Origin of the sequence: Bradyrhizobium sp. LB14.3 (assembly GCF_040547985.1) — a bacterium.
Lineage (GTDB): Bacteria > Pseudomonadota > Alphaproteobacteria > Rhizobiales > Xanthobacteraceae > Bradyrhizobium.
On record NZ_JBEPQT010000001.1, the window covers coordinates 107,032 to 120,069 of the forward strand.

The window sequence follows — 13,038 nt, forward strand, 5'->3', positions numbered from 1 at the left end:
GCCTCACCCCGGCCGCCGCCGGTCGCTCTTCCGCTTCGTGAACCGCACGCTCTGGCCATCCGGCATTCGCATTGCCACGAAGCCCGCGGCGAGGCAGGCTTCGCGCTGCGGCATCTTGAGGTCGGGGCTGCGCAGGCTGTCCCACCATGAGGCACGATTCGCGGCGCGCGGCAGGGCCGCGCCGATGATCTCCTCGATCTGCTCATAGGTCAGCACGAATTCCGCCTGCTTGTGCCGCATCAGATAATCGCGCAACGCGTCGTAATCGTTCACCGCTGTCCTCTTCGCTGGTCGAAGCCCCGCTTTGCCAAAAAACGTCAGCCGCGGAAACCAATTTTTAACTCATTACGGCAGCGCCGTCCCGGCTTAAACACTACTCAAGCTTTCGGGCGCATTCACTGATGTCGGGAGCGAATGATGTTGTCTGGATGGCGCGAAGTCATGGCCCGCCGGCCGTGGCGGCTTTCGGCGAAGCTGCTGATCATCTCGTCCGTGGTGACGGTGATCGGCTTTTCCGCCATTTGCGTCAACGTCATGCTGGACATGCGCCGCGGCGAGGAGGCGCTCGCCCGCCAGACGCTGGAAAACCTCGCAACGACCATCGAGTCCGACGTCACCCGCAACATCGAGATCTACGATTTGTCTCTGAAGGCGGTCGCCGGCAACATGCTGCTGCCGGAGATCGCGACGGTCTCAAAGCCGATCCGGCACCTGATCCTGTTCGACCATGCGACCACGGCGAGGAACTTCGGCGCGATCCAGGTGTTCGATGCCGAGGGCAGGCTGACCATCGATGCCTCCACGCTCGATCCCCTGCCGGAGAACCGCAGCGAGGAGGACTACTTCAGGATTCATCGCGACAATCCTGGAGCCGGGCTCTACATCAGCCGTCCCATGCTGTTCCGCGGCGCCTACGCGATCGTGCTGAGCCGGCGCATCAGCGACACTGACGGCGGCTTCCTCGGCGTCGTCGCCGGCTCGATCCGCTTCAGCTATTTCCACGAATTGTTCGAGCGGCTGAACCTCAACCCCGATGACACCATCACCGTGCTCAAGCGCGACCGCACCATCATGATGCGGCGGCCGTTCGACCTCGACGTGATCGGCACCAACCTGAATGATCGCCGGACCTGGAGCGCCGACAATCTCCGGGCCGGCGCCTCCTATGCAGGCCAGGGCCCGGTCGATCCGACGCCGCGGCTCTATGTACGCAGCACCGACAGCGGTCCGCTGTTCGTGGTGGCGGGCAAGCCGCTGAACGCCGTGTTCGAGCTCTGGCAGAAGGAAGCCTACCGCATCGGCGCCGTGGTCCTGGCGCTGATCCTGTTCATGCTGGCCTCGACGCTGGTGCTCGCGCGCGAGATCGGCCGGCGCGCCGAAGCCGAGCGCAAGCTCGAGGAGATGGCGACGACGGATGCGCTCACCGGCCTGAGGAACCGCCGCAAGTTCGACCAGGTCATCGACGTCGAATGGCGCCGCGCCATGCGCCAGAAGACGCCGGTCGCGCTGCTGATGATCGATGCCGATCATTTCAAGGCCTACAACGACACGTTCGGCCATCAGGCCGGCGACCAGGTGCTGGTCGGCATCGCCATCTGCATTTCCGACTCGGTGAGCCGCGCCGGCGATTGCGCCGCGCGCTATGGCGGCGAGGAATTCGCCGTGCTGCTGCCGGGCACCTCGGTCACCGACGCCTTGGAGGTCGCCGAGGCGATCCGCATCAAGGTGCAGGGCTGGTCCGACGACCAGACGGCCTCGACGGTATCCTGCGGCATCGCGAGCTTCGTTCCCACCACCGGCATGGACTGGCCGATCCTGGTCGCTGCCGCCGACAAGGCGCTCTATGCCGCGAAAGCCGGCGGCCGCAACCAGTCGGTGGTCGCGAGCTTACCGAAGCTGGCGCTGGTGGCGTGAGGGCTACGCTGCTTACCGCCGTCATTGCGGGAAGCTCTTGCGACGAAGCATTCCGGATCGCTTCGCTTCGCTCGCCGTGACGAGTAGAAACCGACGTCTATTCCCCCAGATACTTCTTCATTTCCGCGATCAGGCCATCGCGCAGTTCGGGCCGCTTCAGGCCGTAGGCGATGTTGGCGCGGAGGAAGCCGGGCTTGGAGCCGCAATCGTGGCGCTCGCCCTCGAATTCGACGCCGTAGAATTTTTGCGATTTGGCGAGCCCGATCATGGCGTCGGTGAGCTGGATCTCTCCGCCGGCGCCGCGCTCCTGGGTCTCCAGGATCTTGAAGATCTCCGGCTGGAGGATGTAGCGGCCGGTGATCGAGAGGTTGGAGGGCGCGGTGCCCTTGGCCGGCTTCTCGATCATGCCGTCGACCTCGAACATCTTGCCGGTGCGTTTGCCGACGCCGCAGATGCCGTATTGATGGGTGAGATGGTCGGGCACCGCCTCGACCGCGATGATGTTGGATTTTTCGCCGAGCTTGCTGGCGGTCTCGATCATCTGCTTCAGGCAGCCGGGCGAATTGAGCACGAGTTCGTCGGGCAGCACGACCGCGAACGGTTCGTTGCCGACGATGTCCCGCGCGCACCAGACCGCATGACCGAGGCCGAGCGGCGCCTGCTGGCGGGTGAAGCTGACGGCGCCGGCTTCGGGCTGGTTCTGCGCCAGAACGTCCTGCTCGGTCTTCTTGCCGCGCGCGGCCAGCGTCGCATCGAGCTCGAACATCCGGTCGAAATGATCTTCGATGACACTTTTGTTGCGGCCGGTGACGAAGACGAAGTGCTCGATGCCGGCTTCCCTGGCCTCGTCATAGACATACTGGATCAGCGGCTTGTCGACGATCGTCAGCATTTCCTTCGGCATCGCCTTGGTGGCGGGCAGGACGCGGGTGCCGAGGCCGGCAACGGGAAATACGGCTTTGCGGATTTTCATGGGATTGATCGAATACCTGAGGAACACGTGAAGGAAGCAATGGCATCTTGCTAGCTTGTTTGCAGCCGCCAACAAAGGCGGATGTGGGGCCTCGTCCTCACAGAGTTAAGAAAAAGGCCACCATCAAAATTTCACCTTTGTTAAGCAGTTGGCAACCGTAACCAGGCCTCCTGAGGGCGGATTTGGCCGGACAGGTGAGGACATGATGCAATCAATGGCAGGGCTGGCAAAACGGGGCGGGTCCGTGACCGGTGCGATGATGATTGCGACCGTCCTGCTGTTCCCGCTCCCCGCCGGCGCGCAGACTCAGAACGGTCTGTCAAATCTGTTCGGCGGCATTTTTTCCGGTCCGAACCCGGCGCCCTCGCAAGCAACGCCCGGCCCCGGGGGCGCTCAAACGGGAGCTCAACCTTGGAGCGGCGAGGACGGCGCCTCCGGTCATCCGCTGATGACGGCCGCCGCGATCCGCGAGGCCGCGGGTAACTTCAACAATTGCGTCGCAGGCATGTGGCCCGATGCCGCACGGCGCAACATCACGCAGGAAAATTTCCAGCGCTTCACGGCAGGCCTTGCGCCCGACCTGCGCATCATGGACCTCATGGACTCGCAGCCGGAGTTCACCAAATCGATCTGGGACTATCTCGACATCCTCGTGAACGACAACCGCCTCGCCAAGGGCCGCGAGGTGCTCGCCAAATACAAGGCGCAGTTCGACGCCACCGAAAAGGCTACCGGCGTCGATCGCTATATCATCGCGTCGATCTGGGGCATCGAGTCCAACTACTCGACGCAGATGGGCGACCGCAGCGTGCTGCAATCGACCGCGACGCTCGCCTGCATCGGCCGCCGCCAGGCCTATTTCAAGGACGAGTTCCTCTCGGCACTGGAGATCCTGAACCGCGGCGACCTCAGGCCCGAACAGTTGCGCGGCTCCTGGGCCGGCGCCTTCGGCCCGACCCAATTCATGCCGACCGCGTTCAAGCGCTTTGCCGTGGATGGCGACGGTGACGGACGGCGCGACGTCGTCGACAATCCCTCCGACCTGATCGCCTCGACCGCCAACAATCTGAAGAAGGACGGTTGGCAGGCCGGCCAGACCTGGGGCTACGAGGTCGTGGTGCCGGAGGGATTCAACTACATGCTGGCCGACCGCGCCAAGGCGATGACGATGGCGCAATGGGAGAAGCTCGGGCTCAAGCGCCCGGCCAACCAGCCGTTGCCGCACCCGGCGGAGAAAGCCTATCTGCTGGCGCCCGCCGGCGCGCAGGGGCCGGGCTTCCTGATGCTGCAGAACTTCCGGGTCATCATGAAGTACAACCCTGCCGAGGCCTATGCGATGGCGATCGGCCATTTCGCCGACCGCCTGCGCGGCGGCCAGCCCTTCGTGCAGCCCTGGCCGCGGCAGGAACGCGAGCTGTCCCGCACCGAGCGGCTGGAACTCCAGCAGTTGCTGGCCCAGCGCGGCTTCTACAAGGGCATCCCCGACGGCCAGTTCGGCGGCCAGACCCGGGAAGCCCTGCGCAACTTCCAGGCCTCGATCGGGGTCCCCGCGGACGGATTTGCCTCCTCCGACGTGCTGGACCGGCTGCGCGGGCGGTAAAATCGCGCCGAAAGTAACCCTGAACAGGGATTCTGGCAGGCAGCCTTGACGGGGGCGGCGGTTCCCCGTGTATGGGCCAAGAGAATATGGGCCAAGAGAATCTGAAGAGAAATCTGAAAAGAGAATCTGCCCGTTTGGCGCCTGATTCCGTTATTATATTGAACTAGTCCCGATCCCCATTACGCGTGCCCGAGATCGCATGTCGAAGAAGTCCCTGTTCAAGGCGCTGACCGAGACCGGCCCGCTGATCGCGCTGGGGACGGCGCTTGCGATTCTGGTCTTGATCGCGGGGCCGGCCTCGGCGCAATTCTTCAATTTCCCTGGCTTCGGCGGCCCGCCGCAACGCCAGGCCCCGCCACCACGAAGCGGCGGTGAACGTGGCGGATGGTTCGGCGGCGACTTCTTCGCGCCGTTCCAGCAGCAACCGCAGCAGCAGGCGCCGCGCCAGGATTTTTCGCGCGCACCGGCGCCGGCCAAGCACGACACGACGCCTGACAAGAACGTGCTGGTGATCGGCGACGCCATGGCCGACTGGCTCGCCTACGGCCTCGAAGACGCCTACACCGAGCAGCCCGACATGGGCGTGATCCGCAAGCACAAGACCACGTCCGGCCTGATCAAGTACCAGCCCAAGGGTGAGCCCTCGGACTGGGCGGCAGCCGCGAAGGGCATTCTCGAAACCGAAAAGCCCGACGTGATCGTCGTCATGCTCGGCCTCAACGACCGCATCGCCATCCGCGAGGCAGCAGCCCCCGATAAGTCGGACAAGGCGACGGACAAGGACAAGAAGAACGACAAGGGCGCGCGTGGCAAACCACCGGCCAAGCCCGGCGATGCCAAGCCCAACGACAGCGCGGCCAAGCCGGACGACAAGCCGGCCGACGCCGACCTGCCGCAGGATGATGCCGACAACGCTGACACACCGGCGGTCGCAGCGCCCGAGAAGAGCGCACGCAACCCGAACGGCCTCTACGAATTCCGCGACGAGCGCTGGGTCGAGCTCTACGGCAAGAAGATCGAGGAGCTCGCCAACGTGCTCAAGAGCAAGGGCGTGCCGGTGCTCTGGGTCGGCCTGCCCGCGATCCGCGGCCCCAAGGGCACCGCGGACATGCTGTTCCTGGATTCGCTCTATCGCGAAGGCGCGGCCAAGGCCGGCATCACTTATGTCGATGTCTGGGACGGCTTTGTCGACGAGGCCGGCCGCTTCCTCCAGAAGGGCCCGGACTTCGAAGGCCAGATCCGTCAGCTCCGCAGCTATGACGGCGTCTATTTCACAAAACCCGGCGCGCGCAAGCTCGCTCACTATGTCGAACGCGAGATCACGCGCCTGCTCGCCGGGCGCTCCGGCCCGATCGCGCTGCCGAGCGAACCCGCAACGCCCGACACCAGTGCCGAACCCGGCAAGCCCGCGCCGCGGCCGCTGGCCGGCCCGATCGTGCCGCTGGTTGCGGCCTCGATCTCGACTGATCAATTGCTGGGCGGACCGGGCTCGCGCCCTGCCGCCGTCGATGCGCTCGCTGCGAGGACAATGGTGAAGGGCGAGCCATTGGCTGCGCCCGCGGGCCGTGCTGACGATTATGCCTGGCCGCGCCGCGAAGTCGGCCGCGAGCAAGCCAAAGGCGACACGCCGATGGCCGCGACGTCGCCCGAGGGCGGTGCTGCTCCGGGTTCACCCGGCGCCGCCGCAGCGATCGCGCCGCAAAAGCTCGCGCCGAAGAAGCCGTCGGTGCCGCAGCAGCCGGCACAGGCAACGCCGTCAATTCGTGATTTCTTCGGCTTCGGCTCTCCGCAAGCACCGCCGCGTCAATTGACGCCCGCGCCAGGGCCGCGCAATCCCAATCAGAACCCCGCGATCCCACGACCGCCGGGCAATGTCGGGCGGTCGGCGGAAGTGGCTCGGTAGTTTACCGAGCTGAGCCCTCGTGTCCCGGACGCGTTGCAGCGTGTAACGCTGCTGCGCAGAGCCGGGACCCAGCTCTTGACTCACAAAAATAGGCCCCGGCCGCAATGTGGCGCTTCACGCCGCATTGCGTCCGGGGCACGTTGGATGGCGTTTAGCCGAGCCCTAATAACGCCAGCGCGGCGGCGGGCGGCGCGTAGGCCGCGCCATCAACAGCGCGAGTGCAAAGCCGATGCCGCCGGCGACCAGCAGCGCGCCGAGCGGGTTGTCCTGCACCTTCTGGGCAATTGCCTGCGAACCATCGCGGAAAGTGTCGCCGCTGTTCTCGTAGGCATCCTTGGCGTAACCCGCCGCCGTTTCACCAGCGTCACGGACGGCATCCTTGGCCTGGCCGTAGAGATTTTGCACGGTGCCTGCGGCTTCCCGCGCGTTGCCCGACGCCTGTGTCTGCGCATCGCCTGCGAGATCACCGACAGCGCCTTCCGCGCGTCCGGCGAATTCCTTGGCCGATCCGACAATCCGATCCTTATCCATGATGCTCCTCCTCGGGGGTCAGCCCAAGTAACCGATCAGGAGCGGCACGGTTCCTTCGCGCTAGAGAATAAGCCCGCCGTCGACGACCAATGTTTGGCCGATGATGTAGGACGACAGCGGCGATGCCAAAAACAGCGCCGCGCCCGCCATGTCAGCCGGGGTGCCCAATCGCCGCAGCGGAATGCGTGAAAGTGCACCTTCGAGCCGCTTGGGATTTTCGGTCGTCACCTTGGTCATCTTGGTGTCGACGAGACCGGGCGCGATGCCGTTGACGCGGATGCCGTCCTCGGCCCAGGCCTCGCCCAGCGTCCGCGTCAATCCGACCGCGCCGGTCTTCGACGCGTTGTAAGCGGGATTGCCCATAGTGGAATGATAGGCCGCGGTCGAGGACACCATGATCAGCGACCCTTGCGAGTCCCGCAGCATGGAATGAAACCGCGTGGCGCAGGCCATCAGGCTCATCAGATTGACCTCGACGACCTTGCGGAAGCCGGCCATCTCGAACTCGCCGCGGCGATAGAGCACCGCGCCCTGCGCGAGCACCAGCACGTCGAGCCTGTCGAACGACGGCTTGAACGCTTCGACCGCCCCGGCATTGCCAACGTCGAGCTGCGCGTAGGAGAGACCGGTGAGATCCGAGCCTTCCTCCTGCGAATATTCCTTGGCGTGAGCACGCGTACCGCAGACCGCAACTTGCGCGCCCCTGATGCGAAAGGCTTGCGCAATACCGTTGCCGATGCCGCTGGATCCGCCGACGATCAGCACTTGCCTGCCTGAGAAATCGAGCTCGTTCGTCATCACGTCCTCCCGTTTTGTTTTGCTTGTTTGACCTGTCTGCGGATCGATGCCAGCCTTGTCAATCTCACAACAAGAAACAAAAAGCCCTGAGGAAACAGCATGTCCGAGTTCAAACAGCTCAGCCGATCCGTGAAGGGTCTGACCGTTCTCGTCACCGGCGCGGCCAGCGGCATGGGGCGCGCGACGGCGCGCGTGTTCGCCGCTGAGGGCGCGAACGTCGCCGTCACCGATTATGACGAGCAAGGCGCGCAAGCCGTCGCGAGGGACATCGCGACAGCCGGCGGATCGGCGAAAGCCTGGAAGCTCGACGTTGCCGACGGCGCCGAGATCAAGCGCGTGGTTGGCGACGTCGCCGCGCATTTCGGCGGGCTCGACATCATCGTCAACAATGCCGGCATCTCCGTGCGCGTCGCGATCGACGACGAGGCCTATGAAGACGCCTGGGCCAGGGGCATCGCGGTGATGCTGACGGCGCATCCGCGCATCGTCCGCGCCGCGCTGCCTCACTTGCGCAAGTCAAACAGCCCGCGCATCGTCAACATCGCTTCCACCGAGGCGCTCGGCGCCACCGCGTTGCACAGCCCTTATTCGGCGGCGAAGGGCGGCGTCGCCAGCCTCACCCGCTCGCTGGCGGTGGAGCTCGGCCGCGAAGGCATTACCGTCAACTGCATCTGCCCGGGTCCGATCCGCACAGCCATCACCGACCGGATATCGGAAGAGCACAAGACGATCTACGCCAAGCGCCGCACCGCACTGGGCCGCTACGGCGATCCCGAAGAGGTCGCGCACATGACGCTGAGCCTGTGCCTGCCGGCAGCGTCCTTCCTCACCGGCGCGGTCATCCCCGTCGACGGCGGCCTGATGGCGCGCAACGCGTAAGAGCTGTGGCCCGGATGGAGCGTAGCGCAATCCGGGCTACGGGCAGCTATGCGCACCGAGCGTTGACAACGCCTATTACGGGAGTAGCTTTTTCAGCGACAGAGCGGGACCAACCGCTCGCGGTTCGCGGGAGAAAACGTCATGACGATCGCCATCCGGCAGCTTCAGAAGCATTTTGTCGGGGAGGTCTCGGGCCTCGACCTGAGACAGCCTCTCACACAGGACCAGGCCCGCGAGGTCGAGGCTGCCATGGACAAATATGCGGTGCTGGTCTTCCACGACCAGGACATCACCGACGAGCAGCAGATGGCTTTTGCGCTGAATTTCGGCCGGCGCGAAGACGCGCGCGGCGGCACGGTGACGAAGGAGAAGGACTACCGGCTCCAGTCCGGACTGAACGACGTCTCCAACCTCGGCAAGGACGGCAAGCCGCTGGCGAAAGACAGCCGGGCGCATCTGTTCAATCTGGGCAACTGCCTGTGGCATTCCGACAGCTCGTTCCGCCCGATCCCGGCAAAATTCTCGCTGCTGTCGGCCCGCGTGCTCAACCCGAAGGGCGGCAACACCGAATTCGCCGATATGCGCGCGGCCTATGACGCGCTCGACGACGACACCAAGGCGGAGATCGAGGACCTCGTGTGCGAGCACTCGCTGATGTATTCGCGGGGATCGCTCGGCTTTACCGAATACACCGACGACGAGAAGAAGATGTTCAAACCGGTGCTGCAACGTCTCGTGCGCACCCATCCCGTGCATCGTCGCAAGTCGCTTTATCTCTCATCGCATGCCGGCAAGATTGTCAGCATGAACGTGCCGGAGGGCCGGGTACTGCTGCGCGATCTCAACGAGCACGCGACCAGCGCGGAGTTCGTCTACGTCCACAAATGGAAGCTGCATGATCTCGTGATGTGGGACAACCGCCAGACGATGCACCGCGTCCGCCGCTACGACCAGTCCCAGCCCCGCGACATGCGCCGCGCGACAGTGGCGGGGACCGAGCCGACGGTGCAGCAGCAGGCGGCGGAGTAGGGATACAGCCACACATTCCACCGTCGTCCCGGCGAAGGCTGGGATCGATAACCACTGAATGTAGTTTGAAAGGCTAGTGGCGTCAGCTCGCTTCAACAATCACTTCCTGTGGGTATGGGTCCCGGCCTTCGCCGGGGACGACACCGGAGGGTGTTGCGATACCAACAGCTACGCGTGACCCGCCTCGTTCGAGAGCATGCCGGGATCGATGCCGATCTTGCGCAGCGCGCGGCCGTATTTTTCATCGACGTCATCGCCGAAGATCAAATCCGAATCCGCGTCGCAATGCAGCCAGCCATTGCTCTGGATTTCGGTCTCGAGCTGGCCCGGCGCCCAGCCGGCATAGCCGAGCGCCAGGATGGCATGCTTGGGACCGGAGCCGTCGGCGATCGCGCGCAGGATGTCGACGGTCGCGGTGAGGCAGACGCCGTCGTCGATCCGGAGCGTCGCGTTCTCGATGTAGAAATCGCTGGAGTGCAGCACAAAGCCGCGGCCGGTATCAACCGGACCGCCGCGCAGCACCTTCATGCTTTCGGCGTTCTCCGGCAGCTTGATGTGCTCGCCCTTCTTGATGATGCCGAGCTGTTGCAACAGCTCTGGGAAGTCGATGCTGCCGGCCGGATGGTTGACGATGATGCCCATGGCGCCTTCGGCGGAGTGAGCGCAGAGGTAGATCACCGAGCGCTCGAAGCGCTCATCGCCCATCACCGGCATCGCGATGAGGAGGCGGCCGTCGAGGTAACCCGCCGAACTGGGGAGCGCGGGGCCGGGCTTGCGGGTGCTTTCGCCCATCCTCTTTCCTGTGGGAGCCATCGGTGAAGCACTCCGGTTTCAATTCCTATCCTGATGTCGGGCCGGTCCGCTGTCAAATCAAGGCTTGCAAGGTCAAGACTTGCAGGACTTGATTCAAGTCATCACAAGCAATTCAATGGTTTGCCCCGGGGTGACCCTGTAAAGACGTATCATGCTGACAAGAGTTCCCCTGCATGCGGCGATTGGCGTCGCGACAACCCTGCTTGTGTCATCGCTGGCGCTTGCGGCCCATGCCGACGACGCATCGCCGTGGCAGCGCGACGGACATTCCGCGGTGCGGTTGCTCGCGGGATCGCGCAGCGGCGCCGTCCTGCTCGGCGGTATCGCCTTCCAGATCCAGCCCGGCTGGAAAACCTATTGGCGCATGCCGGGCGATTCCGGCGTTCCGCCGCGCTTCGATTTCTCGAAGTCTGACAATGTCGAAGCGGTGACGGTGATGTGGCCGGCGCCGCTGAAGTTCGACGACGGCGCCGGCGGCCATTCGATCGGCTATCACGACCAGATCGTGCTGCCGCTGCGCATCATCGCCAAGGCGGCCGACAAGCCGGTGACGCTGCGCGCCGAGATCAATTACGCCGTGTGCGAAAAGCTTTGCATTCCGGTCGAGGCCAAGGCCGAGCTTGGCTTCAACAGCGTCGCGTCGACCGAGGACGCCAATCTGCGTGCAGCGCTCGACACCGTGCCCAAGCCCGCCAATATCGGCGATCCCAACCCGATCACCATCCGCGACGTCAAGCGTGACGGGCCCAAGAATGTGGTCGTCGACGTGGTGACGCCGGATGCGGGCAACGTCAATTTGTTCGTGGAAGGCCCGACGCCGGATTGGTCGTTGCCGATCCCCGCGCCGGTCGAGCCCAGCCCGCCGGGCGTGAAGCGATTTTCTTTCGAGCTCGACGGACTGCCACCGGGCGCCAAGCCCGACGGCGCCGCGCTGAAGTTCACGCTGGTCGGGCCGCAGAAGTCGTACGAGTTCAATACGAATTTGGAGTAGTCGTCGTCCTCCCCCGTGCGCAATTGCGCACGGGGGACGACGGAAACACCCAACCGAATCTTAACGAATGGTTGCTAATCCCCAAGGCTACTGCAGCAAGGCTGCCGCAGCATGCGCGTGCGCCTCGGGGATCCTTCGAATTGGCCGTGATGGATGCAGAACCCGCAACGACCGGACCTGCCGGCCTGATCGCGCGGCTGCGCGGAAAATTAACGGGCGGATCGAGCGAGGCGTCGCTGACGCGGCGGCTGGCGGGCACCATCTTCATCATCCGGGTGGTCAGCGCGGGCCTTGCATATTTCTCGCAGGTCCTGCTCGCGCGCTGGATGGGCACGTCCGACTACGGCGTCTACGTCTATGTCTGGACCTGGGTGCTGCTGCTCGGCAGCATGATGGATTTTGGCATCTCGGCCTCCGCACAAAAAATCATTCCGGAGTACCGCACCAGCGGCGAGCAGGCGCTGCTGCGCGGCTTTCTCTCCGGCAGCCGCTGGCTGACCTTTGCCGTCTCCGCGCTGGCGTCGCTCGGCCTTGCCGGCATCGTCAAATTGCTGTCGCCCTGGATCGATCCGGCCGAGGTGCTGCCGCTCTATATCGGCTGCATGACGCTGCCCGCTTTCGTCGTCGCCAACACCCAGGACGGCATCGCGCGCTCGCATGACTGGATGCAGCTCGGCCTGATGCCGCAATTCATCATCCGCCAGGCGCTGATCATCGGCATCACGGCCTGCGCCTTCCTGCTCGGGTATCATCTCGGCGCGGTCGCCGCGATGGTCGCGAGCGCCGGCGCGGTGTGGATCGCGATGACCGGGCAGATGATGGTGCTGAACCGCAAGCTTGCCAATCACATCGAGCCGGGCCCCAAGGCTTATGACATCGGCGGCTGGCTCGCCGTCTCGCTGCCGATCCTGCTGGTCGAAAGCTTCTACTTGCTCTTGTCCTATACCGACGTGCTGGTGCTTCAGCAGTTCCGCCCCTCCGACGAGGTCGGCGTCTATTTCGCCGTGGTGAAGACGCTGGCGCTGGTCTCCTTCATCCACTACGCGATGTCGGCGACCACCGCGCATCGCTTCGCTGAATACAACGCAGCTGGCGACAAGGTGCGGCTGTCGGCTTACGTGGCGCATGCCATCAACTGGACGTTCTGGCCGTCGCTGGCGGCGACCATCGTGCTGCTCGCGCTCGGCAAGCCGCTGCTCTGGCTGTTCGGGCCGCAATTCGTGGTCGGCTACGACATCATGTTCGTCGCCGCGATCGGGCTCGTGGTGCGCTCCGCGATCGGCCCGGTCGAACGCCTGCTCAACATGCTCGGGCAGCAGAAGATCTGCGCGCTGGCCTATGCGCTGGCCTTTGTGATGAACCTGGTACTCTGCATCGCGCTGGTGCCGCGCTACGGCGGTCATGGCGCCGCGGCCGCGACCTCGATCTCGCTCTGCTTCGAGACGGTGCTGCTGTTCTGGATCGTGCGACAGCGCCTCGGCCTGCACGTGCTGGCGTTCGGTAAATAGGCGCTTCACACCTGCCCTCGCATGCTGCCCTCGGGGAACGGCTGTTTCGCAGCAGGCCCGGGAACAAAAAGAAATGCCTACTTATCGTCGGCATGCAGC

12 protein-coding genes are annotated in these 13,038 nt (G+C 64.5%); 7 read left to right on the forward strand and 5 right to left on the reverse strand.

The genetic code is table 11. The features are described 5' to 3' along the window. Positions 1-3 precede the first annotated feature (3 nt). Positions 4-273 (reverse strand): DUF7662 domain-containing protein, encoded by a 270-nt coding sequence (locus tag ABIB00_RS00515; RefSeq protein WP_354103019.1) that lies wholly within the window; start codon positions 271-273, stop codon positions 4-6. 144 nt (positions 274-417) lie between these two features. Between ABIB00_RS00515 and ABIB00_RS00520 the strand changes: the two genes are divergently transcribed. Next, the gene (locus ABIB00_RS00520) at positions 418-1,914 is read left to right on the forward strand and encodes a diguanylate cyclase (protein WP_354103020.1); all 1,497 of its coding nucleotides are present in this window, start codon (positions 418-420) and stop codon (positions 1,912-1,914) included. A gap of 97 nt (positions 1,915-2,011) precedes the next feature. Here ABIB00_RS00520 and ABIB00_RS00525 read toward each other — a convergent pair whose 3' ends face one another. Continuing rightward, complete coding sequence (locus tag ABIB00_RS00525) at positions 2,012-2,887, reverse strand: UTP--glucose-1-phosphate uridylyltransferase (protein ID WP_354103021.1); 876 nt, start codon at positions 2,885-2,887, stop codon at positions 2,012-2,014. A 202-nt stretch (positions 2,888-3,089) separates the two neighbouring features. Between ABIB00_RS00525 and ABIB00_RS00530 the strand changes: the two genes are divergently transcribed. Together ABIB00_RS00530 and ABIB00_RS00535 are read left to right on the forward strand one after the other, a co-directional pair. Continuing rightward, positions 3,090-4,487: a lytic murein transglycosylase gene (locus ABIB00_RS00530; protein ID WP_354103022.1), complete on the forward strand. Its 1,398-nt coding sequence runs from the start codon at positions 3,090-3,092 to the stop codon at positions 4,485-4,487. A 199-nt stretch (positions 4,488-4,686) separates the two neighbouring features. Beyond that, positions 4,687-6,390 carry an SGNH/GDSL hydrolase family protein gene (locus tag ABIB00_RS00535; protein WP_354103023.1) on the forward strand — a complete coding sequence of 568 codons (1,704 nt, stop codon included), beginning with the start codon at positions 4,687-4,689 and terminating at the stop codon, positions 6,388-6,390. 162 nt (positions 6,391-6,552) lie between these two features. On the opposite strand, the gene ABIB00_RS00540 is transcribed toward ABIB00_RS00535, so the two are convergent. Continuing rightward, on the reverse strand, positions 6,553-6,921 hold the full coding sequence (locus tag ABIB00_RS00540; RefSeq protein ID WP_247446321.1) for a CsbD family protein: 369 nt from the start codon (positions 6,919-6,921) through the stop codon (positions 6,553-6,555). 60 nt (positions 6,922-6,981) lie between these two features. After that, on the reverse strand, positions 6,982-7,719 hold the full coding sequence (locus ABIB00_RS00545; protein ID WP_354103024.1) for an SDR family NAD(P)-dependent oxidoreductase: 738 nt from the start codon (positions 7,717-7,719) through the stop codon (positions 6,982-6,984). A 99-nt stretch (positions 7,720-7,818) separates the two neighbouring features. Here ABIB00_RS00545 and ABIB00_RS00550 point away from each other — a divergent pair, with 99 nt between their 5' ends. After that, on the forward strand, positions 7,819-8,598 hold the full coding sequence (locus ABIB00_RS00550; protein ID WP_354103025.1) for an SDR family NAD(P)-dependent oxidoreductase: 780 nt from the start codon (positions 7,819-7,821) through the stop codon (positions 8,596-8,598). A gap of 141 nt (positions 8,599-8,739) precedes the next feature. Further along, positions 8,740-9,627 carry a TauD/TfdA dioxygenase family protein gene (locus ABIB00_RS00555; protein WP_354103026.1) on the forward strand — a complete coding sequence of 296 codons (888 nt, stop codon included), beginning with the start codon at positions 8,740-8,742 and terminating at the stop codon, positions 9,625-9,627. Between the two features lie 168 nt (positions 9,628-9,795). On the opposite strand, the gene ABIB00_RS00560 is transcribed toward ABIB00_RS00555, so the two are convergent. After that, positions 9,796-10,440: a YqgE/AlgH family protein gene (locus tag ABIB00_RS00560; protein WP_247343712.1), complete on the reverse strand. Its 645-nt coding sequence runs from the start codon at positions 10,438-10,440 to the stop codon at positions 9,796-9,798. Between the two features lie 151 nt (positions 10,441-10,591). On the opposite strand from ABIB00_RS00560, the gene ABIB00_RS00565 reads away from it, so the two are divergent. Together ABIB00_RS00565 and ABIB00_RS00570 are read left to right on the forward strand one after the other, a co-directional pair. Further along, complete coding sequence (locus ABIB00_RS00565; RefSeq protein WP_247343715.1) at positions 10,592-11,431, forward strand: protein-disulfide reductase DsbD domain-containing protein; 840 nt, start codon at positions 10,592-10,594, stop codon at positions 11,429-11,431. Between the two features lie 140 nt (positions 11,432-11,571). Then, the gene (locus tag ABIB00_RS00570) at positions 11,572-12,939 is read left to right on the forward strand and encodes a flippase (RefSeq protein ID WP_354103027.1); all 1,368 of its coding nucleotides are present in this window, start codon (positions 11,572-11,574) and stop codon (positions 12,937-12,939) included. The last annotated feature ends 99 nt before the right edge of the window (positions 12,940-13,038 follow it).